Annotated in this window: 17 protein-coding genes; 6 read left to right on the top strand and 11 right to left on the bottom strand. The window is 74.0% G+C overall.

Going from position 1 to position 24,555, the window contains the following annotated elements; translation table 11 throughout:
- Positions 1-17 precede the first annotated feature (17 nt).
- Positions 18-1,262, top strand: a complete 1,245-nt coding sequence (locus AC559T_RS33920; RefSeq protein WP_498871307.1) for an enoyl-CoA hydratase/isomerase family protein — start codon at positions 18-20, stop codon at positions 1,260-1,262.
- Between the two features lie 120 nt (positions 1,263-1,382).
- Positions 1,383-1,793 carry a hypothetical protein gene (locus AC559T_RS33915; protein ID WP_112106587.1) on the top strand — a complete coding sequence of 137 codons (411 nt, stop codon included), beginning with the start codon at positions 1,383-1,385 and terminating at the stop codon, positions 1,791-1,793.
- 105 nt (positions 1,794-1,898) lie between these two features.
- Here AC559T_RS33915 and AC559T_RS33910 read toward each other — a convergent pair whose 3' ends face one another.
- From AC559T_RS33910 to AC559T_RS33870, 9 genes are all read right to left on the bottom strand, one after another.
- On the bottom strand, positions 1,899-4,118 hold the full coding sequence (locus AC559T_RS33910) for an AfsR/SARP family transcriptional regulator (protein WP_498871293.1): 2,220 nt from the start codon (positions 4,116-4,118) through the stop codon (positions 1,899-1,901).
- Positions 4,119-4,186: 68 nt separating this feature from the next.
- The gene (locus tag AC559T_RS33905; RefSeq protein ID WP_498871292.1) at positions 4,187-5,191 is read right to left on the bottom strand and encodes a hypothetical protein; all 1,005 of its coding nucleotides are present in this window, start codon (positions 5,189-5,191) and stop codon (positions 4,187-4,189) included.
- Positions 5,192-5,792: 601 nt separating this feature from the next.
- The gene (locus tag AC559T_RS33900; RefSeq protein ID WP_498871291.1) at positions 5,793-6,740 is read right to left on the bottom strand and encodes an NAD(P)-dependent oxidoreductase; all 948 of its coding nucleotides are present in this window, start codon (positions 6,738-6,740) and stop codon (positions 5,793-5,795) included.
- A 58-nt stretch (positions 6,741-6,798) separates the two neighbouring features.
- Entirely contained in the window at positions 6,799-7,458 is a 660-nt protein-coding gene (locus tag AC559T_RS33895; protein WP_498871290.1) for a carboxymuconolactone decarboxylase family protein, read from the bottom strand.
- A 42-nt stretch (positions 7,459-7,500) separates the two neighbouring features.
- The gene (locus AC559T_RS33890; protein ID WP_498871289.1) at positions 7,501-9,363 is read right to left on the bottom strand and encodes a class I adenylate-forming enzyme family protein; all 1,863 of its coding nucleotides are present in this window, start codon (positions 9,361-9,363) and stop codon (positions 7,501-7,503) included.
- A gap of 132 nt (positions 9,364-9,495) precedes the next feature.
- A complete protein-coding gene (locus tag AC559T_RS33885) occupies positions 9,496-10,299 on the bottom strand; it encodes a DUF3050 domain-containing protein (protein WP_112106593.1) in 804 nt (267 codons plus the stop codon).
- 213 nt (positions 10,300-10,512) lie between these two features.
- Positions 10,513-10,731 (bottom strand): hypothetical protein, encoded by a 219-nt coding sequence (locus tag AC559T_RS33880; protein WP_498871288.1) that lies wholly within the window; start codon positions 10,729-10,731, stop codon positions 10,513-10,515.
- Positions 10,732-10,903: 172 nt separating this feature from the next.
- Complete coding sequence (locus AC559T_RS33875) at positions 10,904-11,359, bottom strand: hypothetical protein (RefSeq protein ID WP_498871287.1); 456 nt, start codon at positions 11,357-11,359, stop codon at positions 10,904-10,906.
- 23 nt (positions 11,360-11,382) lie between these two features.
- The gene (locus tag AC559T_RS33870) at positions 11,383-16,575 is read right to left on the bottom strand and encodes a PDDEXK-like endonuclease domain-containing protein (RefSeq protein ID WP_498871286.1); all 5,193 of its coding nucleotides are present in this window, start codon (positions 16,573-16,575) and stop codon (positions 11,383-11,385) included.
- Positions 16,576-16,775: 200 nt separating this feature from the next.
- On the opposite strand from AC559T_RS33870, the gene AC559T_RS33865 reads away from it, so the two are divergent.
- Positions 16,776-17,402, top strand: a complete 627-nt coding sequence (locus tag AC559T_RS33865; protein WP_112106596.1) for a precorrin-8X methylmutase — start codon at positions 16,776-16,778, stop codon at positions 17,400-17,402.
- Between the two features lie 8 nt (positions 17,403-17,410).
- Positions 17,411-18,676 (top strand): cobalt-precorrin-5B (C(1))-methyltransferase, encoded by a 1,266-nt coding sequence (locus AC559T_RS33860; RefSeq protein ID WP_498871285.1) that lies wholly within the window; start codon positions 17,411-17,413, stop codon positions 18,674-18,676.
- 97 nt (positions 18,677-18,773) lie between these two features.
- Here AC559T_RS33860 and AC559T_RS33855 read toward each other — a convergent pair whose 3' ends face one another.
- Complete coding sequence (locus tag AC559T_RS33855; RefSeq protein ID WP_498871284.1) at positions 18,774-19,133, bottom strand: DUF6011 domain-containing protein; 360 nt, start codon at positions 19,131-19,133, stop codon at positions 18,774-18,776.
- Between the two features lie 452 nt (positions 19,134-19,585).
- Between AC559T_RS33855 and AC559T_RS33850 the strand changes: the two genes are divergently transcribed.
- On the top strand, positions 19,586-20,734 hold the full coding sequence (locus AC559T_RS33850; RefSeq protein WP_498871306.1) for a phosphotransferase enzyme family protein: 1,149 nt from the start codon (positions 19,586-19,588) through the stop codon (positions 20,732-20,734).
- A 507-nt stretch (positions 20,735-21,241) separates the two neighbouring features.
- Complete coding sequence (locus tag AC559T_RS33845) at positions 21,242-22,579, top strand: ATP-dependent 6-phosphofructokinase (protein ID WP_368956249.1); 1,338 nt, start codon at positions 21,242-21,244, stop codon at positions 22,577-22,579.
- 33 nt (positions 22,580-22,612) lie between these two features.
- Here AC559T_RS33845 and AC559T_RS33840 read toward each other — a convergent pair whose 3' ends face one another.
- Complete coding sequence (locus tag AC559T_RS33840) at positions 22,613-24,523, bottom strand: DUF7800 domain-containing protein (protein ID WP_112106601.1); 1,911 nt, start codon at positions 24,521-24,523, stop codon at positions 22,613-22,615.
- Between the last annotated feature and the right edge of the window lie 32 nt (positions 24,524-24,555).

The raw sequence follows: 24,555 nt of genomic DNA, 5'->3' as shown, positions 1-24,555 counted from the left end.
CACGGGACGGGCCTAACGTGGGCGCCGTGGATGTTCGTCAGGACCAGGCGGGGGCCCACCCGACCGGGCGGGGGAGTACGACGATCGTCCCCGGCGTCGCTGCCCCGGATGTCGCCGCCGCGGATGTGGCTGTCCCGGAGATCGATGTCCTGGAGCCGGAGGAGGCGCTGCTCCTGCTGCGCGCCGACCCCGAGATGTTCGCCGCGCACACCGGACGGCCGCTGCTGGCCGTGCGCGCCCACGGCCCGCTGGCGGTCGAGGTCGGCGAGCTCGCCCGCTGGCTGCCGTGCGTGCTGGTGGGTGTCGCGCCGGATCTCGCCGATCTCCCCCCGGGCATCGAGTCGGCCGGCTACGACGTGCTGCTGACCGGCGAGGCCACGCCGCCCGCCCCGTGGGTCGGCCCGCTGCGGCCGGGCGACGGGTTCACGGCCGCCCTCGGCGCGATCGCAGCCATGACCCGTGCCGTCCCCGGCGCCTGCGTGGCGTTCACCCAGCTGGTGCGGTACTCGGCGGGGATCGACGTCCGCGACGCCGTGATCGCCGAGTCGTTCACCTACTCGACGCTGCAAGGCGGCCCCGAGTTCGCCGCCTGGCTCGCCGGGCACCGTGCCGCGCGGGAGCGTCGCGAGGCCGGGGCCGCCACCGCGCCGGTGCGCGCCGAGCCCATCGGCCAGCCCACCCAGCCCACGGAGCCGGCGGTTCTCGTCGAGCGGGACGGCGACGAGCTGTGGGTCGTGCTGAACCGGCCGCGCGTGCACAACGCGGTGAGCCGCGATCTGCGGGACGGCCTCGCCGCCGCGTTCGCCCTGGCCGGGGCCGACCCGACCGTCGCCGAGGTGCGGCTGCGGGGGGCCGGCCGCTCGTTCTGCAGCGGCGGCGACCTCACCGAGTTCGGCTCGCTGCCCGACCCGGCCCGCGCCCACGCGGTGCGGACCACCCGCAGCATCCCGCTGTCGCTGCTGCGCTGCGCGCGCCGGGTCACCGCGTACATGCACGGGACCTGCGTGGGAGCCGGGGTGGAGGTCCCGGCCTTCGCCCGGAGGGTGATCGCCGATCCGGCGACCACCCTCCGGCTGCCCGAGCTCGCGATGGGGCTGGTGCCCGGCGCGGGTGGGACGTCCAGCGTCGTGCGCCGGGTCGGTCGGGAGCGCGCCGCGTTCCTGTCGCTGACCGGCTGGCCGCTGGACGCCGCCACCGCGGCGAACTGGGGCCTGGTTGACGAGGTCCGCCCAGTGCGCGGAGACGCCCGCCCTCCGGTGTGATCACCCAGGTCGCCGCGCGGCGAGTTGGGTGACGACCTCCCGTCCCGGGTTAACTCCGCCCCTGTCGGGCAGAGGTGGGGGCAGGCCTGACCCCACCGAAGCGGACGAAGGGCTCGGTCCATGAGCGTCGAACACCCTGTGGTGGACGTGGAGAACGCGAACGTGGAGATCTTCTACCGATGCCGGCGATGCGGCCGTGCGTGGGAGCGCTCGTTCGGTGTCACCCGCTGGTTCGACGACGACGGCGGCCTCGTCGAGGTCTACCGGTACAACGGGGTCCCGGTCCCCTCGCCTCGCGGCGGTCCGCCGTGCGCGTTCTGCGGCAGCCTCACGGTCGACTGGGCCGAGACCCCGCTGCCGCCCGCGGTGGAACCGCCGTCAGCCCTCGGCCCGCCGCGGCCGGTACACGCGGTGCCCTGGCCGTCCTGGCGGACCTGGCCGCGCGACGAGTGGCCGCAGCGGCGCACCGCCTTCCCGTTCCTGCTGCCGCTGCGCCCCCAGCTGCACCCCCGGACCTTCCGTTTCCCGTAGGACTTCGGTGCGTGTCTCCGCCCACGGAACGTCGGCGGGCCGCCCGTTCACGGAATGCCCTCCGCCGTCCGCCCTTCGCTGACGACCGTCGCCGACCAGCCGCGGTCAGGACGCCATCGCCACCGCCGCGTCGAGGTTCGCCATGCCCACCCGGACCTGCGTGGCGCGCGGGTCGGCGAGATTTTCGAAGATCCGCAACGCCCTGCTCCATGCCTGGTGGGCGGCAGCCGGATCGGAGAGCTGGAGGTAGATCTGTCCCAGCAGGGCGAGGACGCGCGCGCTGGTGTGACGGTCGCCGATCTCGCAGCAGACCGCCAGCGAGCGGCGGCACGAGGTGGCCGCGTCCTCGTGGCTTCCGTAGGCCAGGTAGTCCTCGGCCAGGCCGAGGTGCGCCAGCCCCACTCCCCACAGGTCACCGAGGTCCGCCAGGATGGCGGCGCTGCCGCGGTGGCAGGCGACCGCCCGTTCGGGGTGGTGCAGCCTGCGCAGGGCCCGCCCCCGCTCGATCTGGGTCAGGGCGTAGCCCCAGAGGTTCCCGGCCTCGGTGAAGATCTTCTCCGCGCGGCGGTGGTGGACGATCATCCGGTCCGGTCCGTGCACCTGGCCCAGGCCGAGCAGGCTGCACGCCTCACCCCATGGGTCCGCCGTCTCCTGCCGGATCGCCGTCGCCTTCTCGATCAGGTCGACGGAGCGGCCGAGCAGGCGTAGGTCGCGATAGGCGAGGCCGGCGCTCAGCAGGAGCGCGGCCTCGCCGGACCGCTCGCCCAGGTGCCTGGCGGAGACGAGGCCGATCTGGGCGGTTGTGATCCAGTCCGTCCAGCGCTTGCTGAGATGGAGATAGCCGGTCAGACCGGCCGCCAACTGCCAGGCGATGGTGTGCTCGGCCGTGCAGGCGGCGACCCGGACCGCGGTCACGAGGTTCGCGTGCTCGGCCGAAAACCAGGCCGACGCGTCCCCGTAGCTGGCGAAGCCCTCGCGGGGGAACTCGGCCACGCCCGTACCCGGGACCTGCCGACGGCCGTAGGGATGCAGCACGTCCTCGGCCGCGATCGCCGTCTGCAGATACCACCCGAGGAGCCGGGCCAGGGCCTCCTGCCGCTCGGCGTCGGTGTGCTGGGCCCGGGCCACCGTGCGCCCGAACACCCGCACGGCGGGGGGCAGCCGGTGCCGGCCCGGGGCGGGGCTCTCCAGAAGCCGCAGATCGGTCAGGATGCCCAGCTCACGCCGCACGATCTCCACCGGCCGGCGCAGCATGGCACCCGCCGCCGCCAGTGGCAGGTCGTCTCCGTCCCATCCGCTGAGCAGGCGCAGCGCCCGCGCCGGGTCCGGATCGGTGGCCGTGCGCGGTGCCGGCAGGCTCCCGTAGCGGGCGGCGACGCCCTGGCGGACCTCGGCTGCCGGGGCGTCCACGGTCGACAGGACGGGCGGTCCGGGCCGGGTGGACGCCCCGGGCGGGGCCGGTGGCGGGAGGGTGTCGGCCGGCGGAGTCCCGGGCGTGCCCGGCGGGGGCAGGCGCGCGTGGACGTCCGCCGTGGGCAGGAGATGCGGGTCGTCGGCCAGCATCAGGCCGTGCAGGCGCTGGAGCCCGCGGCCGGGATCCACCCCGAGCTCATCCCGCAGGATCCTGCCGACACGGCGGTACGCCTCGAACGCCTCGGCCTTGCGGCCGCAGCGGTACAGGGCGCTGATCAGCAGCTCCCAGGGGTGCTCCCGGATTCTGGTCTCCTCGACGAGGCGCCGGAGACCGGGCAGGGCGATGTGGTGATCGCCCAGCATCACCTGGGCGGTCAGGGCCAGCTCCCGCAGCCGCAACCGGGCCTCGGCCAGGTGCGGTGTCTGTTCGCACCGCAGCCGCTCCACCGGCACGTCACAGAACGGGTCGCCGCGCCAGAGCGCCAGCGCCTCGCGGGCGTCGCGGCCGGCACGGGTCCAGTCCGCCCGGTCGGCGGCCTCCTGCGCCCGTCCGGCGAGATCGGCCAGCATGACCAGGTCGACCTCCAGCCCGTCCCGGAGCTCGATCACATAGCCGGGGGAACGGGTGACGAGGTGCCCACCCACCGCCGGCCCCAGCAGCCGGCGCAGCCGGCTGAGGTAGTTCTCCAGCGTCTTCTTGGCGGACGGTGGTGGCGAGCCGTCCCAGAGCAGGTCGGCTAATCGGTCCGTCGAGACGACGGTGCCCGCGTCGACCAGCAGCGCGGCCAGCACACCGCGTTGCTTCGCGGCGGAGACCGGGATCGGGCGGTCGTGCCCGTCTCGGACCTCGAGCGGGCCGAGCAGCTGGAACCGGGGGATCCCGCCGGCTTGGTCCGTTCCGGCTGTCTTCAACGGTCCTCCAGGGCGATCGGGTGATCTGACCGGGATGGATGCCCTTGGCGCGTCCCGAGGCGCCGCCGCTAGCACGGCAGGGCCTCCCAGGCCCCGGTACCCAGATCCGGCCGGCAGTGGATGTCGGACGGCCGGGAGCTGTGTCGAGGTGGTCCCCCCTCGCGCGCGTCGAGACCGTCGATCGCACCCGCCGGGCAGGTGTCCGCGGGGGCCTGCGTGGCTCGGGCGGCCCAGGCGGCGAGATCCAGGGCGAACAGTGTGTCCCCGGTGCCGGCGACCTGCCTGCTGGCGGTCAGCAGCACTTCCGCCCAGGCCGCGTCATCCGCGTGCGCCCGGCCGGAGCGGGCCGCCGGTGCGCCGGCGCGCAGGCGGTGTGCCTCCAGGGCCAGCCGCATCCCGGCCGCGGCGTCGGTGGGCAGGACGGCCGTGGCGAGCCGCGCCAGCAACCCTCCGACACCGGGCGGCCCCATGCCCATCGTGGCGCCGGTCACCGTGCCCGCTGTCGTCTCGGGTGCGTCGACGGTGATGCCTTCGTACCAGGTCAGGGCGGTTCGGTCGGCCCGTGCGCGCACCAGCGCCGCGCGCAGCAGCTCGCCACCACAGCGGGGCACCACGCGCAGCGCGTCCTCCAGGCCGGTGGCGAGATCCGGCGGGTTCGGTGAGGAGAACCGCCGCTCCAGGACGGTCGCCGGCGCCGAGGCGCCGAGGTCGGCGGCCGCGACCGCCATGTCCGGGTCCCCGAACGCGCCGAGGACGTCGCTGCCGAGCGCGAGGGTCCGGGCCTCATCGGGGCCGTCGGCCCCGTCGGCCCCGTCGAGCACGTGGCGGGCGCGCAGCGCCGCCTGCGCATCCGCCAGCGCGGACGCGCCGCAGCCCCGCTGGGCGTGCAGGACGGCGCGCCGGGCGTACACGTCGGAGATCCACCCGCCCGCCGCCGGTACGCGCCCGGCGAGGGTCGCGTACGCCCGCTCACTGTCCTCGAGTGCCCGTATGGCCTCGCCGTCACTGCCGGCCCGGTGCAGCAGGGCTGCCAGGTCATACAGGACGCCACCGAGCAGCTGGGCTCCGCGCACGTCCCCGGGGGATTGTGCGTGGAGTACGCGCGCCAGCCGGCCCGCGTTCGACTGGAACGTGACCGCCAGGTGCAGGTCACCGCCGCGCCCCGCGCCCCGCGCGCCCCGCAGGAGCGCCGTTATCTGTTTTTCTCGCGGCGGCCGTCTTCGTTGGTGGTTCCGAAACAACCTGGTCTGTCCTCACGTCGCCAGTCAGGGCGGGGCTCTGGAATCCCGTATCCGCGCAGCGGCGCCCGCCGCCCGCCGGCGGTGCCCACTGGCGGACAGAGGTGCCGGCCGATCCGCGGCAGGGTCCCACTTTTCCCCGCTGCCATTGCCGGTCGATTCATTGCCGTCCGTGAAATGTTTTTCTCGCCAACTCGATTAGGAGTTTGGATTGCGGGTGGAGACTTGTCAACACGCTACGTTTGGTTACATTCGGCGCGAGATCTTCCGCGCTGCCCGTCACCGTTCTTCGTCGAGATCGGCGCTGCTGTGTCCGGCGTGGCGGGCGGGAAACTGGGAAGTACGGGTTTCTCACCTGCGCGGACGGGTTCTCGTGGAAACCGCCGGCGGCCGGGAACGAATCCGGTTGTTCCGGCGGGATCACGTGTCCGGCGAATCAGGCCGTCACAATCGGTCGCGGTGCCGGAGTGAGGTCGGCCGGTGCCGTGGCGAAGCCGGCCGGGGCCGGCGGGGCCGGCGGGGCCGGCGGGGCCAGGATCGTCGCGAGCGCGCGGCGCGCGGTGGCGACGAGGTGCTCCGTGCCTGGAAGGCAGTCGGCCAGCGACGCCTCCAGAAGATCCAGGTCCTTCGTCAACAGCGCCACGAACGCGTCGGGGGGAGGGCCGCCGTGCCCACCGATGGGCGGGCCGCCCGGGATGGGGAGCGATCGTGCGTTCGCGCTGCACTCCTGCAGTGCCACCCGCACCCCGTCCGGGTCGAGGCCCAGCGTGCCCGCCGCCCGAAGCGCCTCGGCGGCGGCGCTGCGGTGCACGATGAACAGCGCGTTGTTCACCAGCTTCGTGAGCTGGGCGCTGCCCACGTCACCCGTGTACACCACGGTTCTCCCGAACAGCTCGAAGACAGGCGCGCACCTGTCCACATCCCGCCGGTCGCCGCCGGCCAGGACCACGAGCTGACGGCCCGACTCGTCGGGCGCACCGTTGCTGACCGGGGCGTCGAGGACTGTAATGCCACGTCCGCGGGCCCGGGCGGCGAGATCGACGCAGGTCCGGGGCGAACAGGTGCTGTGGATGACGACGAGGCCGCCCGACCGCATCGTCTCCAGCAGCCCTCCCGGCCCCGCCACGACCGTCCGGACGTCCTCGTCGGAGTAGACGCACACGCTCGCGACGGTGACGCGGCGGCCCAGCTCCGCCAGCGTCCCCGCGACGCTCATCCCGGCGGGCCGGAACTGCTCGACGCGGTCCGTCTGCGTGTCGTACACGACGAGGTGCCGGCCGGCGGAGGCACAGCGCCTGACTATCTGGGAACCCTGATGCCCGAGGCCGACGAAGCCGTAGGTCTCGTCAGCCAGGGACGGGTCTCCCTGCGGGGCGGCCAGCATCGCGTGCGTTCTCCTCAGCGGTGGAAGGGTTCGGTCGGCGGCGGTCAGCCGGCGGCGGTCAGCGCGAGTCGTCCTGGAACAGGACGTCCCGCAGCGTCTCGGCGGCCCGCGCGGGGATGTGCCTGCTCACCTCGTCGAGAACGTCCCGCAGGTCCGCCACCGACAGGTCCGTCGATTCGAGGGCCGAGCGGACGTGGTGGCGCAGTGCGTGGAACGTCTGCGTGGTCGCGCAGACGCCGATCGAGATCAGTCGTCGCTCCCGTACCGTCAGGTGCGGCCGTCGCCACACCTGCCCGAACACGAACCCGAGCATCCCGGCCTGGACGAACGGCGTGTCCCGGCGCGGGGCCTCGAGCAGGTTCACCGTGCGGAAGGCGTCCTCGCCCGCCTGTAGCCGTGTCTCCCAGCTCTCCGGGCCCAGCGACGCGGTGTCGAGCAGCGGCCAGGGCGTGATCTCCTCGCCTCGCTCGGACCGCAGCCGGGCCCACTGGCGCCGGATGACGGCCTCGGCCTCCGAGCCCCGCGGCCAGCCGGCGTACACGGCGTACTGCAGTACGAACTCCTGCAGTTCCGCCAGGGTGATCTCGTCCCGGTCGAGTACCTCGAGCACCCGCTCGGCGAGCGTGTCGGCGGAGCCGGCCGAGGCGAGGCACACCAGCTCGACCCAGCGGCGGCCCTTCGTGTCGAGGCCCTGGCGATCCGTTCCTGTGATGGTCATGTCCGTCCCCTCTGTCGACGACTGCGGGGCGTGCGACGGGGGCTAGCCGGACGAGGCCGCGACCAGTGGCGCCGGGCGGTCGGCGATCTCCAGGGCGACGGGGCGGTTCGCCTCCGGCACCGGCATCGGTTCGGTCCGCTCACGGAACGCCCGCTTGAGCGTCTTGCCGGTTACCCCGATCGGGAACTCGTCCCACGGCACGATCTCCACGGCCACCAGGTGTTCGGCCGGGGTCAACAGCGCGTTCAGCTCGTCGCGCAGCTCCCGTGCGGTGGTCGAGGCGCCGGACCGCACCGCCACCGCCGCGGCGGGCAGCTGGCTCCCGTCGGGCTGACGGGTGGCGTAGACGCAGGCGTCGAAGACCGCCGGGTGCCGGTGGACGCGTTCCTCGATGGGAAGGCTGTAGACCTCTCCCACCCGCGTGCGGATGACGTCGACCTCCCGGTCGAGCTGGACCACGTGGCCGCCCGACCAGCGGGCCACGTCGCCGGTGAAGAACCAGCCGTCGCGGACGGCCTCGTAGGTGAGCGAGTGGTTGTTCCAGTAGGCCTCGAACAGCGTCCTCCCGCGGACCTCGAGCCGGCCCACCTCTCCGCGCGGGACCACCCTGCCGTCCCGGGCGATGCGGACCCGGGGCCCGAAGGGGGTGGAGTGCCGCCGGCCGATCCGGCGCTCGTAGCGACGGGTGAACCGGCTGTAGTAGCGCAGCACCGACGGGGTGCCGACCTCGCTCGAGCCCTGCGCGTCCAGGTAGACCGAGCCCCCCATCGGCAGGCCCAGCCGGCGGAACGTGCCGCCCACCCGGACGCAGGGCCTGATCATCTCCTCGTGCGCGGCGTCGGCCGTACTCGCCCAGAACCGCATGGCGCGCAGGTCGTGCGCCGCGAGCGGGACCTCCTTGAGCTGGGTGTAGGTGATCGGAAAGCCGAAGAAACCGGTGTAGCGGCCGCTGGCCAGCTCCTGGACGGCCCGCGGCGCGTCGAAGTCGAGGCCGGTCGCCCGCGTCCAGTGGGTCCGCACACCCAGCAGGAGCAGACTGTGGAAGGTCATGATGACCGCTTGGTGGTTGTTGGGCACCGCGAAGTAGCCCTTGTCCCGCCGTGGCGAGACGTGGACGTAGCACAGCCACCCGCGGATGGCGCGGGCCTGCGGCCCGTTGCGCAGGATCACCGCCTTGGGGAACCCGGTGGTGCCGGAGGTGTGGACCAGGTAGAGCGGTTCCCGCCGGCCGCGGCGGACGGCGGGGGCGGGCCGCTCGACCGCCGCGAGCAGCTCCTCGATCCAGTGGACGGCCGGCACCCCGGCGCGTTCCAGCGCGGCGGACAGCTCCCGGACGTCTGTCTCCGGGGTGTCGCCGACCCGCCCGACCAGGACGACCGTGTCGACCCCGTCCGGAGCGCCGCCCTCGCGCAGGACGCGCAGCAGCGTCGGGACGTCGGCCAGCAGGATCCGGGCGTTGACGTTGAGCAGGTAGGGCGCGACCTTGTCGGCGGCGAAGGCGCCGTTCATGGGGCAGGCGACCCCGCCTGCGCGCACCACCCCGAGATGAAGGAGGTGGATGTCGAAGTGGTTCCGCTTGAGGATGGCAACCCGTTGGCCGTGGCGCAGACCGAGGGCGGACAGGGCCGCGGCGACGCGGCCGGCCGTGGTCTGGACGTCCCGTGCCGTCCAGCTGTCCGGGCCGGGCCCGCCCGTGCCACCGGGCTGGGGCACGGACCACGAGCACGGCTCGTCGCTGGTGAAGAGAACCCGGCCGCGATGGCGGCGGGCCGCCCGGTCGGGGATCCGCTCCAGCGATATCGGTCCCAGTGCGAGTCGCAGCCGTCGGGGTAGCGCGACCGACGTGCAGACGAACGCCGTGTAGGCAGCGAGGACTCCCAGGACCACGACTAAGGCGACGATCATCGGCGCTCCTGACGGCCGGAGGGTGAGACGACGAAGCGGTGTTTGTGTGAGGTGGTTTGGTGGCGCAAGGTGGCCAAATGGGTGCTATGTGGCCATGTGGCGGGTGGTGGCGCGGCGGCGTTGGTGCGGTGGTCAGGAGACCTGCTGGACGGGACGCCGGTTCGGGAGCGACGCGGCGATGCCGTCCCACAGCGCCGCGCGGGCCCGCAGGCAGTCCCGCACCACGGCCGCGCACTCCCGCCACCGCTCCCGGTCGTCGCCGGCGAGGGCCACGAGCATCTCCATCGCCATGGGGGTGTGCTGCTCCCCGTCGACGGCCACATGCCGGGACAGGTAGTCCCGGAAGGCCGAGAAGTCGACGTCGCCGTCGAGGACCTGGGTGAACATCTCCGGTATCAGGTCCTCGCGCCCGAAGGCGAACGCGGCGGCCAGAGAGTGCAGCGGCGCGGAGCCCAGCAGGTCCCAGGTGAGGCGTACGAACCGCGCGGCCGGCGCCGGCACCCGCGCGCGGGAGACCGCCTCCGGCACGGGGGTACCGGCGGCCAGTTCGGCGAGGAATCGCTCGATGGGCCCGGTGTCCGCCCCGGCCTCCGCCATCGCCTGGAGATACAGCTCGAAATGGCTGATGTAGGAGTCGCCGTACTCGTCGCTCTCCTCGACGAGGACGATCTCGTTGATCAGGCGGCGGCAGTTCCGGTGCGGGGTCGGCACCCACGGCACGTCGACACACGTGAGCCTGCGTTGCAGGGTCTTCAGCAGGGACATGAAATCCCAGACCGCGAACACGTGGCTGGTCATGAAGGTCGTGACGTCGTCCGGCGTCACCAGGCGGCCGTACACGGCATGCGTGAGAACGTCGTCCCGGGCCGGGGTTATCTCCTCCTTGAGCCACCGGACCGACGGATGGGCGCCACCCCAGGAATAGCGACTCGGCACGGGTCATCCACCTTTCGACGGCCTGAGGAACCGGCCGTCCGCGGACGTCCGTCGACCGGACGGCCCGTGGGGGACCGGTGGGAGCAGGTTTCCCGTCTCCGGTAGCGCACCGGTAGCGTGCCGGCAGCTTCCTGCCGCTACTTGGCATGGGGCCGGGGCGGCCGGCGCGGGCGCATGGGCGCCGCGCCGACCGCCCCGGTTCGGACGGCACCGTCAGGGCCGCTGCTTCGGGTCCTCCCCGGAAGGCGGGTAGCCCTCGCGGTAGCGGCGCCCGTCCGGTGCGTAGCGGACGGACGCGGCCAGCGCCGCCTCGCCGTAACGCCGCCGGTCGGCCAGGTGATCCCGGACGACGAAGACCAGCGGCACGGCGAACATGACGGCGAGCAGGGCGACCGCGATCAGCAGGCGGCCCCATTCGAACTCGGGATTCATACGGCTCCTGGAACGTCCAGAGGAGCCGCTCCACGGTCCGGTGACACGGACGCGTAGCAGGACGCGTTCAGTGGGCTACGTGGCTGTTCAGCGGGTTACGTGGCTGTTCAGCATGCTGCGACGCGGGTGTCAGCGGGCGTGGAGTCCGCTCCCCTCGGGGCAGTCGGTCGCGTCACGCGTAGGCGGGCGCCCTCGGCGGCGCGCGCGGGCCGGGGCCGCCGCGATGCTCGAACGGGGTGCGCCCGGCGGAACCCCGGCCCGGCACCAGCCAGGCGGCACCCACCGCGAGAACACCCAGCGCGGCGCCCAGCGCGAGGAGCTGGTGGTCCGAGCGCTGCTGCTGGCCGACCATCGGCGGCCGGCCGCCGAACCAGGCACGTCCGAGATCCGTGGGGATCGGCGCGGCCGCGGTCGAGGCGCTCGACAGGGTGCCCGGGGACGCTGACGTGCTCGGGGACGCCGGCCCCTCGGCTGTCACGGCCGCCGGGGCGATCGCGGCGATGTCCGCCGACCAGCCCGCCCCTGCCGCGGCCTGGCTCAGAGCGTTCGGCGTGGCGCCGACCAGCCCGAGCACCGCCAGCAACGCCGCCCAGAGCAGCGAGGCGCGGACGGAACGGCGGGCCGGCATCAGCCGAGGGTAGCCGCCGGCGCTCACGGCCGGCCCGGGCGCGGTGGTCGTCCGCCCGCGGGCTCGGCGCGCAGCAGCCTGGTCACCGAGCCGTACCGCCGGGCGACGTCCGACTCCTCGGGGAAGTACTGCACGAGCCCGGCCCGGGTGCTCCCACCGGGCCCGGTGGGAGCACGGTCGGACAGGTCGACCGGCTGGTCGCGGCGCCGGTCCGCGGCCCGCAGCACCGCACGTGCCTCGCGTTCGGTGAGCCAGGTGATCCGGCGCCCGCCCGCGTTCGGACCCGCCCGCGGCCGCAGCAGCACGGCGGCTCCGGGCTGGGGCTCGACCTCGCCACCGCCGGACCCCGACGCCGCGAGCTCCGGATGGGCGAGCAGGAGATCACACGGGTCGATCGCGACGATGCGGGCCCGGCCCCCGGTCGCCCCGACCGGTACGTCCCGGGCGAGGGCCAGGGCGGTGAGCACGGCCTCAGCCTCCTCCGGCCGGACCCACCCGGCATGGCGGTATCCGTCCGGGACGGCGTCCCCCGCTCCGACAGGCGGCCCCGTTCTGCTCGGTCCCGGGTGCGCTGGTCCGGTGGCGGTGCTCTCCCCGGGCGGCTCGGGCCGCTGGTACGGCACCCCGGGCGGGACGCCCGGGGTGCCGAGATCCGCGATGCCCGAGCCCCCCGGGCCCGTTGAATCAGGCGGGGTACCGGGGCCGGCCGGCCGGAGCGGGGCGGTGGGCGCGTCCGGGGATCCGGCGTTCGGCTGGGTGTCCGGCGCGATCCGCGCCGTCGGGACCGTCGGGGCGAGCGGCGTCCAGCGCATCTCCTCGGCTGGGTCTGGCGGCGTGGGGCTCGCCGGTGCCGGGCGGATGCCCATCTGGTCGAGACGCTGCCACAGCCCGTCGAGGGTGCGGGCGGGGTGCCGGTAGAACTCCGAGCCCCTGATCCGCCAGAAGGTCCAGCCGAGCCGCTCGAGAATGCGCTGGCGGCGCAGGTCGGCCTCCCACTGCTCCGGGCCGTGGTAGCGGTCCCCGTCGCACTCGACGGCGATCCGGGCGCTTTCGCCCTCGATCACCAGGTCGATGCGGAAGCGCCCCACCGGATGCTGCGGGCGCACCCGGAACCCCCGGGCGAGGATCTCGCGCAGCACCGCCCGCTCGAACTCGCTCTCGCACAGGTCCTGCAGCCGCGCCACCTCGTCGGGGGCCCGGGCGGCGTACATGTACTCGATGAGCTGGCGGCGCACGTCGTCGTCGCGCAGCGTCTCCGCGGCCACGGTGTGGAAGACCCAGAGCTGGTCACGGGCCCGGCTCGCGGCCACGTTGACCCGCTGCATGTCGCGCCGCCGGGTGGCCGCCGAGCGGTTGTCGTCGGCGACCACGGACACGAAGATGACGTCCCGCTCGTCCCCCTGGAACTGGTACGGGTCGCCCACCCGGATCCGGCGGCGGACGTACTCCTCCTCCCCGAGCTTCTCGACCAGGCTGTGCTCGATCAGCCGGGGCTGGCCCGCGCCGAGCAGGGTGACGACGCCGAACGTCATCCCGTCGTAGGCCGGGTCGGCACAGCAGTCGACGATCTGGTCGACGACGGCGGCCGCCTCCACCGCGTTGGCGTCGCCGAACCGGCCCGGTGCCCGCCCGCCGCCGGCCACCCGGACCGGCCGCAGTGCCGGGCCGACCGTGACCTCGGGCGTCTCCCGTAGCGGCAGGATCTGGTGGTCGTAGAACCGGTTGGAGAAGCCGATGATCTCCGGCAGGCAGCGGAAGTGCTCCTTGAGCACCACGGTGCGCGGGAACACCCGCGTCGCGGTGTCGTAGAGGCTCGCCTCGACGTCGAGCAGCGAGCGGTGCGCGACGTCGGGCAGGTGGTCCTCGATCAGGGCGAAGACCCGGTCGCGGGGGATGCCGACGGCCGACGGGCTGGTCTGCTGGTCGTCGCCGACGACGACCGCCTTGCGGCCCAGGCTGAGCACGCCGAGCGAGAGCACGTCGCACTGGCTGGACTCGTCGACGATCACGACGTCGAACGGGTCGTTCACCCGGGGGTCGAAGCTCTCCATCACCCGGTGGATCGGCATGATCCAGATTGGGACGGCGCCCATCGCCTCGGTCATGTGGCCGCGCGCCTCGGCCCGCCAACGCCCCGCGAACCGGCCCGTCCCCTTGCCGATGCGGCTCAGCGCCTGCACCCACCCGGTGAGGGCCTGCCGCTGCTCCGGCCCGAGATTGTTCGCCAGCGCGAGACGGGCGGAGCGGCGGGCAACCTCGAGGACGAGTCGGCGGACGCTCTCGGTGGCATCGTCGAGACGCCGCTGCAATGCCGGGACGTCGGCGCCGGAATGGAGGTCGTCGAGCCAGGTCTCGGCCTGCCGCCACCGCCACAGCCCGGCGAGCTGTTCCGGATCACCGCAGGTGGTGGGATCGCCTAGGTCGGCGAGGATGAGCCCGGCCCAGCGGGGGGCCACGGTGGCGAGCCGCTCCGTCAGCTCGGCGCGCCGGTGGGCCGCCGGGCGCAGCGCACGCAGCCGCGCCGACTCCTCCAGCGCCCGCGCCCAGGCGTCGAGATCCCGACTCCGCAGCGCGTCGGTCAGCTCCGACCACAGCACACTCGCCTCGGGCGTGTGCCGGCCGATCCGCAGCAGCTCGGCCAGGTCGGCGAGCTCGGTCTCGGCCGCGCGCTGGGCTATCCGTGCCCCGGCGAGCTCGAGCAGTTCGGCGTGACGGAGCAGGTCCGAGGACGTCGGGCGGACGGGCAGCGCCGGGAAGAGCGCTCGCAGCCGGCCGGCCAGCGCCGGGCCGGGGCCGGAGTCCCAGGTGAGCGCGGCCGCCATCGCGGAGCTCACCGCGTCGAGCGCGGGCAGCGCGGCGAACACCCCGGCCTCGCCGCCGCCCCCGGGCCCCTCGGCCAGGGGAGGCGCGCCGAGCTGGACGGCCATGTCCGCATGGCGGGTGAGCGCCGCGGCGGACCGCACCCGCCCCTCGATCACCGCGGCCGCGATGTCGAGGTCGGCGACCGTCTTCGCCGGATAGCCGTCGACGATCAGCCGCTCGGCGAACTCCCGCAGCTCCCGCCCACCGAACCGGGGCAGGCCGCGCCCGCCGGCGAGGCGCTCGCGCAGCTCGCCGAGCAGCCGGAGCTGGTCACGGGGGTCACCGCCCGGCACCTGCGCGGTGTGCCCGAACACCCGGACGCGCAGGGCGTGCAGCGCGGTGACGACCGCCGCGAGCTCGGCCGCCTGGCCGCGCCAGAAGTCGGCCAGGCGGGGCGAGGAGGCGCACTGGTCGCGCAGGGCCACCAGCCACGGCTCCTCGACCGCGCGCAGCGCCGCGACGCCGGCCAGGGTCTCGGCGCGCAGCCGGGCGAGCCCAGCCTCGCCCAGCTGATCGACCGCGATGGCGGTGAGCCCGGCGCGCTCCGCCTCGGCCACGCCGGAGCCCAGCTCGTCCAACCGCTGGAACAGCGCGGACAGCGGCGTGGCGCCCGGCAGCGCCGTCGGGTCCGGCAGCGGCCGGCCCGCGGCCGCTGCCTCCTCGGGGGAGATCTGCCGGGCCAGCGCGACCAGGTCGACCAGCTCGCCCGGCCGCAGGGGCGGTGGCGCCACCGGGTCGAGCCGGTCGGGGACGAGCCCGAGTTCGTGCTCGTTGCGCGCGAGCCACTCGGAGACGTCCGCCGCCCGTGCCCGGCCGTGTGGCAGCTCGAACTCGTGCTCCTCGCCGCGCAGCAGCTCCACCAGCTCGAGCTCCAGCGCACGGGTGCGGGAACGCACCGCGTCCAGCTCGGCGGCGAGCCCGGCGACCTGACGGGTCTCGGCGCGCAGGTCGACATCGGCGACGGCGGCCTGGATCTCCACCACCGAGGCGCGCAGCTCCTCGATGTCGGCCTGGCTGGAACCGAGAACGGCGACCGAGAGGTGCCGCAGCTCGGCGGGGATCTTCTCCCGCAGGACCACCAGCGCCTGTTCGTCCTGCGCGGTCACGAGCACGCGGCGCCCGTGCGCCACCAGGTGACACACCAGGTTGGCGATCGTGTGGCTCTTGCCCGTGCCCGGCGGGCCCTGCACGGTGACGCCACGGGACGTCGCCAGCTGGGTCGCCACCCGCTCCTGGTCATCGTTGGTCGGCAGCGGCATGAGCAGCCGCGCCCCTGTCGCCGCCCAGCCGTCGTCGGCTCCGCCGCTGATCGGATCCGGGTTCCCGCCACCGGCGAACTCGCCGCGGGCCTCCTCGAGTGCCTCGGTGACCAGCGCGTCCGGCGCGACGACGGCGGCGACCGCCTCGGGCAGGAAGTCGAGCTCGGCCATCGCCTCGCGCAGCTCGCTGTAGAAACGCGCGCCGGTGGCGGGCCGCGGCCGCAGGAACAGCGCCCACGTGTCGACGACACGGGCGTCCGGCCCGGGGGGCGGCAGGTCCGGCCCGGGCAGGACGGCGGCGTCCAGACCGAGCGGCGCGACCAGCTGATCGTGGATCTCGGCGAGCTCGGCCGGATCCCACACGTCCGGCGGGTCCGCGCGCAGCCGGTCGCGCAGGCCGGGCAGCGACCGGAGTTCCGGTGCCTCCAGCCCCCGCACCGGATCGGTCTCCAGCACGGTCGAACCGTCCGGCGACACCCGGATGAGGCCGGTGTCCTGGTTAACCTCCACCTGCACGGGGGTCACCAGCAGGGGGTGTTCGACGATTACCTGCTCGCCACCGGCCGCGGCCGGCTGCCAGCTCAGCACCGAGTGGCCCCAGACGAGCTGCAGCCCGGCGGTGTCGGCGGCATGCCGCAACCGCAGGTCGAACAGCCTCTCGTAGAGCTGCCGGGCGGCGTGGGCCGCCCGGGCCGGCGCCGCCCAGGGCTGCCAGGAGTCGTGAACCCACCGGGCATGGGCGCGGGTGACGGCGGCGGGATCCTCACCGCGCCCGGCCGCCCGCTCGGGCAGATCGACCGGCAGCGCCGGTGGCGCGTCCGGCAGCACCTCCACCCCGCCGATGTAGGGATACAGCTCCCGGGGGACCCGTGGCGGCTCCGGGGCGGCGACCTTGCCGACCTCCAGCCAGCTCGCCCGCGTCTCGCCGGGGCCGAGCCGCACGGCCGCGTGCACCGGCACGTCACGCGGCAGCACCGGCACCGGCGTGTACTCGGCCAGGCGGCGGCGCGGCGCACCGCGCAGGTCGGTGGCGAGCGCGGCCAGGTAGTCGAGCAGGCGGAGCGAACGGCTCTTGACCAGGTCGAGGGCGGACATCGGACTCCTCCGGCGGGTGGGTCAGGTGGCGCGGAGCGCCCCGTCCGCCCGCACGGGCCGGGCTGGCGGGACACCGCGACGATACGGCGCCGCACCGACAGAACCGTCGCGCAGGCCGCCGCCGGGTCGGATGCGCACGGCGACCTGCCCACATATGCTCCGCGGGTGCTCGCCCGCCTGATCGGCCTGATCGCCGCCCGATGACCGGCTACCTGCGCGACGCCGACGAGATCTACCGCCTGTCGTTCGCGACGATCCGGGCCGAGGCGGACCTGACCGGCCTGCCCGCCGGCCTCGCCCACGTCGTCGTACGCATGATCCACTCCTGCGGGATGGTCGATCTCGTCCGTGACATCGCGTTCTCTCCCGGGGTGGCCGCCGCGGCGCGGGCCGCACTCGTCGGCGGTGCGCCGGTGCTCTGCGACACGGCGATGGTCGCCGCCGGGGTGATCCGCCGCCGGCTGCCCGCGGACAACCCCGTCATCTGCACGCTCTCGGACCCGCGGGTCCCGGAGCTCGCCCGGCACTCGGGAACCACCCGCACCGCCGCCGCGGTGGAGCTGTGGCGCGGCCGCCTCGACGGCGCGGTGGTCGTCGTCGGCAACGCCCCGACCGCGCTGTTCCGCCTGCTCGAACTGGTCGAGGACGGAGCCGGCCGGCCGGCCGCCGTCGTCGGGGTGCCGGTCGGTTTCGTCGGGGCGGCGGAGTCCAAGCAGGCCCTGGCCGCCCACCCGAGCGGGCTCGAGCACCTCGTGGTGCGCGGCCGGCGCGGCGGCAGCGCGATGGCCGCGGCGGCCGTGAACGCCCTCGCCCGCGACGCGGACTGACCGGACCGGTGGAGACGGAACCGGCCCCTGATCCGGTACCGGGGGCGGAAGGCGCGCCCACGCCCGCATCCGCGCCGGGACTGGAATCGCGAGGTGCGTCCGCGCCGGGGACCGCCGGCGAGCGGTCGGGCCGGCGGTCCGGCGCCGACCGCGGCACGCTGAGGTACGGCTGGACCACCGGCGCCTGCGCGACGGCGGCGGCGACGGCCGCCTATACCGCCCTGCTGACCGGCGAGTTCCCCGATCCGGTGACCATCACCCTGCCTGGCGGGGCCCGGCCCGCGTTCGCGCTGGCCCGTGAGTGGCTCGGGCCCGACTCGGCCACCGCGGCCGTGATCAAGGACGCTGGGGACGACCCCGACGTCACGCACGGCGCCGTCGTGACGGCGTCCATCCGCCGCGGATCGCCGGGAACCGGCGTGGTGTTCCGCGCCGGTGTGGGAGTGGGCACGGTGACCAGGCCGGGCCTACCGCTGGCGGTGGGGGAGCCGGCGATCAACCCGGTTCCGCGCCGGATGATGCGCGCCGCCGTCGCCGAAGTCGCCGCGGCACACGGCGACGGCCCCGCGCACACCGCCGGAACCACGGCCAGGGCCAGTACCGCCGTCGTCGACGTCGAGATCGAGATCGGTGTGGACGGCGGAGCGGAGCTGGCGACCCGAACCTGGAACCCGCGGCTGGGAATCCTCGGGGGGCTGTCGATTCTCGGCACCACCGGAATAGTCGTCCCCTATTCCTGCTCCGCGTGGATAGACAGCATTCGCCGTGGCATCGACGTTGCCCGTGCGGCCGGGCACCGGCATGTGGCCGCGTGCACCGGCAGCACCTCGGAGCAGGTCGCCCGCGACCGGTACGGGCTTCCCGACGAAGCCCTGCTCGACATGGGTGACTTCGCCGGCGCCGTGCTCAAGTACCTGCGGCGTCATCCGATCCCGCGACTGACGGTCGTCGGCGGGGTCGGCAAGCTGGCGAAACTCGCCGCCGGACACCTCGACCTGCACTCCGGCCGCTCGCAGGTCGACCTCGCCGGCCTCGCCGCGCTCGCCCGCTCCGCCGGAGCGGGCGCGGATCTTCAGGCCGCGATCCTCGGAGCCAACACCGCTCTCGGCGCGCTGCGGATCTGTGCCGACGCGGGGATAGCTCTCGGTGATCTCATCGCCGCCGGCGCGCGTAGGACCGCCTGCGAGGTCCTGCGCGAGGCGCCGGTGACGGTCGACGCCCTCGTCATCGACCGGGTCGGAGTGGTGGTGGGGTATTCGGACGGGAGCTGCTGACCGGGGGCCGAAACCAGATTGACCGGTACCGAAACCAGATTGCTGCCCGCGGCGGATTCCGCCGGAATTTGCCGCGGGCGGATGGCTGGACCGTCGGCTATGCGGCAACGAGGTGAACGGCGGCCGCGTGATGGCACGGCTTTCCGTGCAGCCCCGCGACGCAGGTGCAGTGCCCGGTGACGGCGGTTCGATAGGTGGCGCCGCGATGGCCGACGGTGAGCCAGACCCGGCGACCGCGCAGTGGGGTGAGGCCGCCGAGTTCGAGCAGCTCGAGAGCATCCTCGAGCTGCCGGTCGGAGTAGCCGGTGAGGGTCGGCGCGGTGTGGCGGATGTGGCGCGTGCACCCGGGCCCGAGCCCCACGGCGACGCTGAGCGGGCTGGTGAGCGCGCGGCCGCAACGCAGGCACAGGGTGGGCGTGGCCACGGGGGTGGGGGTGGGGGTGATGGGAACGGTCATGTCGGCTCCCCTCGAAGTGCGTATCCCAATGATATCTTCCGGCGCCGCGCTCGATGGGAATTCCCGGAATCGTCCACCATGATTTCCTGGCCCGCGCCGGCCGTGCGTCCTGCTCGTTGGAAGAAGGTCGGCCGGGGGAACGGGGGAACCGAGAATGCGGTCGGGTGGAGTTCTTTCTGTGTCGTATGAGTGATTGTCGGGCCGCGTCGAGCCCGCCGCGTGAATCCCGGGGCGCGAGGTCGCCCCCGACAATCGCCGGCGGCGCCGGGAGCGGATGGGCCTGGGCCGGGCGTCCGGAGCTCTGCCCCGCGCGGGCAGAATCCCCCGAGTGGTGCCGCATCCGCGAAGGCCGGCCCTGCTGTGACGCGCGCCGGGCGGGGCGGGTATCTCGAGCGGACCACGGTCGGACAGCGGGCCACTGACGGACCTGGGTGGTGAGGGGGACGGACACGGTGGGTACCGGCGAACCCGGCGGCGGGGCCGGCGTGGTCACTGGAGAGCTGCTTGAGCTCGCCGGGGTGCTTACCGACGTCCTGGCCGCGTACGACCTGGGGCCGGCCCCGGTGCCGGTCCTGGTCAACATCTCCGAGAACATGACGTACCGGATCGACGACGTCGCCGGGAACCGTCGCTGGGCGCTGCGGCTGCACAGGCCGGGCTACCACGATGCCGCGGAGATCGTCGCCGAGCTGGCCTGGGTGGCGGCGCTTCGGGCCGAGGGAGTGGTCGCCACGCCACCCGTGGTGGCGAACCGGTTCGGATCTGTGGTGACCACGGTCCGGTCGGGGGATGCGATCCGGCACGCGGTGCTGTTCGAGTGGGTCGACGGGGTCTCGCCCGAGCTCGGTGACACCGCCGGGCTGATCTCCTCGTTCGGTCTCCTCGGGGACATCGCCGGCCGGATGCACGACCACGCCGCCCGCTGGTCGCGGCCCGCCGGGTTCAGCCGTTTCGCCTGGTCCTGGCACGCGACGCTCGGGCCGGGGGCGCGCTGGGGGAGCTGGCGCGCCGGGGTGGCGGCGGTGCTGCCCGGCGAGGCGGAGCGCGTGGTCACGATGCTCGAACCGGCCGCGGCGGAGGTGGAGCGTGGGCTCGCCGCCTATGGCCGTGGGTCGGACCGCTTCGGGCTGATCCACGCAGACATGCGCCTGGCCAACCTGCTCGTGGCCCGGCCGACCATGCCCCGAGCCCCTGGCCTGGTTGGCGAGATCCCGGCCGCCGACCGTGCGGCCGCCGGGCGGTCCGGTGCGGTGATCCACGTGATCCACGTGATCGACTTCGACGACTGCGGCTTCGGCTGGTACCTCTACGACCTCGCCGCGGCGCTGTCGTTCATCGAGCACAGCCCTGCCCTGCCGGCGCTGGTCGCGGCCTGGCTGGAGGCCTACCGAGCCCACCGCCCGCTCGGGCCAGCGGACCTCGCGGTCGTGCCGACGCTCGTTCTGCTGCGCCGGCTGCTGCTCGTCGCCTGGCTGGGTACCCACCCGCACTCCGACGCCGTCCCCGATGCCGCCGCGTACGCCCGGGACACCGCCGCGCTCGCCGACCGCTACCTCGCCCGCACCCTGCTGCCGGACCTCGCGCACCACTCCCGTCCGTAGCTCCGTTCGTTGCAGCGCGGCGGGTGGGTGAGTCCTGGGTGTCACCGGGCCGCCGCGGTTGTCCAGCGGAGGCTGTCGGGGGGCGTCGCGTCCCGGGGCGACGGGAATGGATGGTGGTGGGAAGGAATGGATGGTGGTGGGAAGGCAGTGGGCTGGTGCGGCCGGGGCCGGCCGGGAGCGCCGTCGGCCGGGCTCTGGCGGGGAACACCGCGGGGCGTCGGCGGGACGTCGGTGGGATTTCGGTCCTCGTCCCGTGGGGGGCGGGGGGCCTGTCCGGAGGTCGTCCCGGGTATGTCCGCGAGGTGTCGGTTGCGCATCATCCACCTTGCGCGGTGGTGATCGGTTGGTGTCCGCCGCGCGATGACCGGGTTGCCCGGCCGACGTCGCCGGTGGGCGAGTCGTCCGGACCGGTACGCTCGGTCCGAGAAACCGGAAGGGAGCTGGGGCGATCGTGGTCCGATCCAGTCGGGCGTCGGGGGACCGTAGCGGTGTCGGGATCGGGGGGCCGTGGACGAGCCGCTGACCGTTGACGGCGCCGAGTTGGATGTCCGCAAGCTCGGCCCGTGCCGGATCGACTCGCCGCTGCTCCCGTTGCTAGGTGCGCGGCCGACGACCCAGCACTACATCGACGAGGGCGACAAGGTCCTCTTCGACGACACCGTTTCGATGATCTCCGCGCGGAAGGTGCCGCTGGACGAGCTGCCGGGCTTCGAGCCCGCCGGGCCGCGCCGCAAGATCTACTTCGACCCGTCCAAGACCCGGGTGGGGATCGTGACCTGCGGGGGGCTCTGCCCCGGTTTGAACAACGTCATCCGCGGGCTGGTGCTCGAGCTGACCAACCACTACGGCGTGAACCGGATCTTCGGATTCCGGCACGGCTACCAGGGTTTCATCGCCAAGTACGGGCACAGCGTCGTCGACCTCACCCCGGAGTGGGTGGCGAACATCGACGAGGACGGCGGCACGATCCTCGGCACCTCCCGCGGCCAACAGGACCCGGCAGAGATCGTCGACTGCCTTTCCCGGATGAACATCAACATCCTGTTCGTGATCGGTGGTGACGGCACGCTGCGCGGTGCGCGGGCGATCGCCGGCATCGTCGCCGAGCGCGGGGAGAAGATCGCGGTCGTCGGCATCCCGAAGACGATCGACAACGACATCCCCTACATCGACCAGAGCTTCGGGTTCCAGACCGCGTTCGCGAAGGCCGCCGAGTCGATCCGCGCCGCGTACGCCGAGGCGACCTCGGCTCCCGGCGGGGTGGGCATTGTCCGGCTGATGGGCCGCCACTCCGGCTTCATCGCCTGTTACGCGGTGCTGGCCAAGAGCGACGCGGACATCGTGCTCATCCCGGAGCTGCCCTTCACCCTGGAGGGGGAGCGGGGCCTGCTCGCCTACATCCGTCAGCGGGTCGAGAAGCGGGGTCATGCCGTCGTCGTCGTGGCGGAGGGCGCCGGGCAGGACCTGGTCGCCGGCCTGCCCGAGTCGTCCGACGCCTCGGGGAACCGCAAGCTCTACGACATCGGCCCGGAGCTCTCCCGGCGGATCACCGAGGATTTCGCCGCCCGCGGTGCCGAGCTCAACCTGAAGTACATCGACCCGAGCTACCACATCCGCAGCGTGGCGGCGAACCCGTACGACAACGTCTACACGATCCGGCTGGCGCACGCGGCGGTCCACGCCGCGATGTCCGGGCGCACGGAGATGGTCGTCGGGCGCTGGCGCCGCCGGTTCATCCACATCCCGATCGCGCTCGCCGTCAGCCAGCGCAACCAGGTCGACCCGGCCGGTGACCTGTGGATGTCGGTCCTGGAGGCCACCGGCCAGCCCTACCGCTTCGGCTGACCGGCGTCGGCCGCGTCCCGCGGCGGCCGACGGTCAGCTGAGCGTCGCGCGCATGACCTCGTCCAGGCCGCCCGGTTCGCCGTCCGGCTCGGTCTTCTCCAGGAGCATGGTCGCGTGCCGGCCGTCGAGCACGAGGGTGGCCAGCTGGCTGTCGAACCACGGCCCGTGGGTGACCTTCCACCGCACGGGCTGCCCCCGCATGCCGAGCAGGCGGGCGACCCGGCTGGAGACGGCGGCGAGCGGGCGGCGCCGGGAGAGCGCGTCGATCCGACGGATACCGGGGCCGAGTGGGTTGCGGAACGGCGAGCACACCGCCTGCCACACCGCCGACTCGCCACCGGCGGCGCTGATGGCGCTGCCGGTGGCGGTGGCGGTCGTGCCGGCACGGCTTGCGGTGAGGTGCGTACCGGCGGCCGGGTCGGCCGGTGCCCGACTCGCCGCGACCGGATCGCGGGCGGGTTCCGCCCTGGCCAGATAGGCGTGGTGGACGTCCCCGGACAGCACGACGACGCTCGCGGGAGCCGGGCCGTGCTCACCGGTCGAGACCTGGCCGAGCAGCTGGGTCATCCGGATGAAGGAGTGGCTGAACGCGGCCCAGTGCTCGAGGTCGAGCGCCTGCCGCAGGCGTTCCGCCCCGGCGGCCGCGACCCGTCCGAAGCGGCCGGAGGCCAGCCGCTCGCTCACCGCCTCGACGTTGTGGATCGTCGGGGTGAGTAGGTACGGCACGGACGTCCCGAGCAGGAGGTGATCGACTTCGCCGGTGTGCCGGGTCTGGTCCCGGATCCAGGACCAGTCGGCGTCGTGCACCATGGCGCGGGTCCCGTCGGGGGCGACGACGCGGGCGAAGCGGGAGTCGATGACGATCAACCGGGTGCGGCCGAGGTCCCACCGGTAGCTCCAGCGCGGCGGCGTCGGGGGGCGCTCGCCGGCCAGGTCACCGGTGTCGTGGCCGGCGCCGGCGTGGTCACCGACCGCGGTGCTGGTGTCGTGGTCCTGGTCGGACGCGAGTGCTCCGAGGTCCGGCATCCGGTCGACCCGCCGGGCGAAGGTGCGCAGCAGGTTCTCGCCGTCCTCGCCGCCGGAGGCAAGCGCCGTGACCGCGGTGAACACCGGGTCGTCGGCGAGCGTCCGCGGATCCAGGTTGCCCAGGTGCTGGTACAGCCAGTACGCCATGATCCCGCTGGTGATCCGGGTGTCCCACCAGGATTGCGACCGGATCTCGGCGCGCCAGGCGGCAGAGATGTTCCAGTCGTCGCGGACGTCGTGGTCGTCGGCGATCATCGCGGTCGGGACGGTCGAGAGCAGCCAACGGATCTCCCGCTGTGACCAGGCCTCCTGGTACAGCCAGGCGTACTCCGTGAAATCCGCGATCTCCTCGCCGGGCGGCACCGTGACGTCACGGTGGGCCCGGACGCGGGCCGCGGTCGCCGGCGACACGTGGTCCGCGTAGACCTGGTCGCCGAGGAGCAGCAGCGCGTCGGGCCAGGTGTCCGGCGGGGTCTCGGCCATGCGCAGGGCGAGGGCGTGCAGCGCGTCGGTGCCCAGGCCACGCGGGTCCTCGCCGGGGGACAGCGTGTACGGCTTCTCCTGCGGCGCGGTCACCCGGCACGAGCCGAACACCAGCCGGACGGGACGGTCGCCACCCACCGGCCGCAGCAGGCTGGGCGGGCTGCCCTCCTCGGGCCAGACGCACACCGCCTGGTCGGGCGATGGCACGCCCGCCGCAGTGAGCCAGACCTCGTACGGGTAGGCCGTGCCCGGCTCGAGGCCGTCGACCACGACCAGCGCGTAGTGGTGCCCGGCGACGGCGAAGGTCGGCGCCGCCGCGCGTGGCCCGAGCCCGGACCGGATCTCGACGGTGCAGGGCTCGTCGGTCTCCACCCACACGGACACGTGGCGGTCGCCGGCATACCGGTGCATGGGTCCGAGGAGGAGGCTGGTCATGAGTCCTACTCTCTCCGTGCCCCGTGGGAGGC

The organism is Frankia sp. Hr75.2, assembly GCF_949319125.1.
Classification (GTDB): domain Bacteria; phylum Actinomycetota; class Actinomycetes; order Frankiales; family Frankiaceae; genus Parafrankia; species Parafrankia soli.
This window is presented reverse-complemented; position numbering and strand designations above follow the sequence as displayed.

What these genes read in the sequence shown, in the direction of transcription:
- AC559T_RS33880 (WP_498871288.1), bottom strand. Translation starts at nt 10,731, where the DNA reads ATGAATCCCGAGTTCGAATGGGGCCGCCTGCTGATCGCGGTCGCCCTG.
- AC559T_RS33890 (WP_498871289.1), bottom strand. Translation starts at nt 9,363, where the DNA reads ATGATCGTCGCCTTAGTCGTGGTCCTGGGAGTCCTCGCTGCCTACACG.
- AC559T_RS33895 (WP_498871290.1), bottom strand. Translation starts at nt 7,458, where the DNA reads ATGACCATCACAGGAACGGATCGCCAGGGCCTCGACACGAAGGGCCGC.
- AC559T_RS33900 (WP_498871291.1), bottom strand. Translation starts at nt 6,740, where the DNA reads ATGCTGGCCGCCCCGCAGGGAGACCCGTCCCTGGCTGACGAGACCTAC.
- AC559T_RS33840 (WP_112106601.1), bottom strand. Translation starts at nt 24,523, where the DNA reads ATGACCAGCCTCCTCCTCGGACCCATGCACCGGTATGCCGGCGACCGC.
- AC559T_RS33865 (WP_112106596.1), top strand. Translation starts at nt 16,776, where the DNA reads ATGACCGGCTACCTGCGCGACGCCGACGAGATCTACCGCCTGTCGTTC.
- AC559T_RS33875 (WP_498871287.1), bottom strand. Translation starts at nt 11,359, where the DNA reads ATGCCGGCCCGCCGTTCCGTCCGCGCCTCGCTGCTCTGGGCGGCGTTG.
- AC559T_RS33855 (WP_498871284.1), bottom strand. Translation starts at nt 19,133, where the DNA reads ATGACCGTTCCCATCACCCCCACCCCCACCCCCGTGGCCACGCCCACC.
- AC559T_RS33870 (WP_498871286.1), bottom strand. Translation starts at nt 16,575, where the DNA reads ATGTCCGCCCTCGACCTGGTCAAGAGCCGTTCGCTCCGCCTGCTCGAC.
- AC559T_RS33915 (WP_112106587.1), top strand. Translation starts at nt 1,383, where the DNA reads ATGAGCGTCGAACACCCTGTGGTGGACGTGGAGAACGCGAACGTGGAG.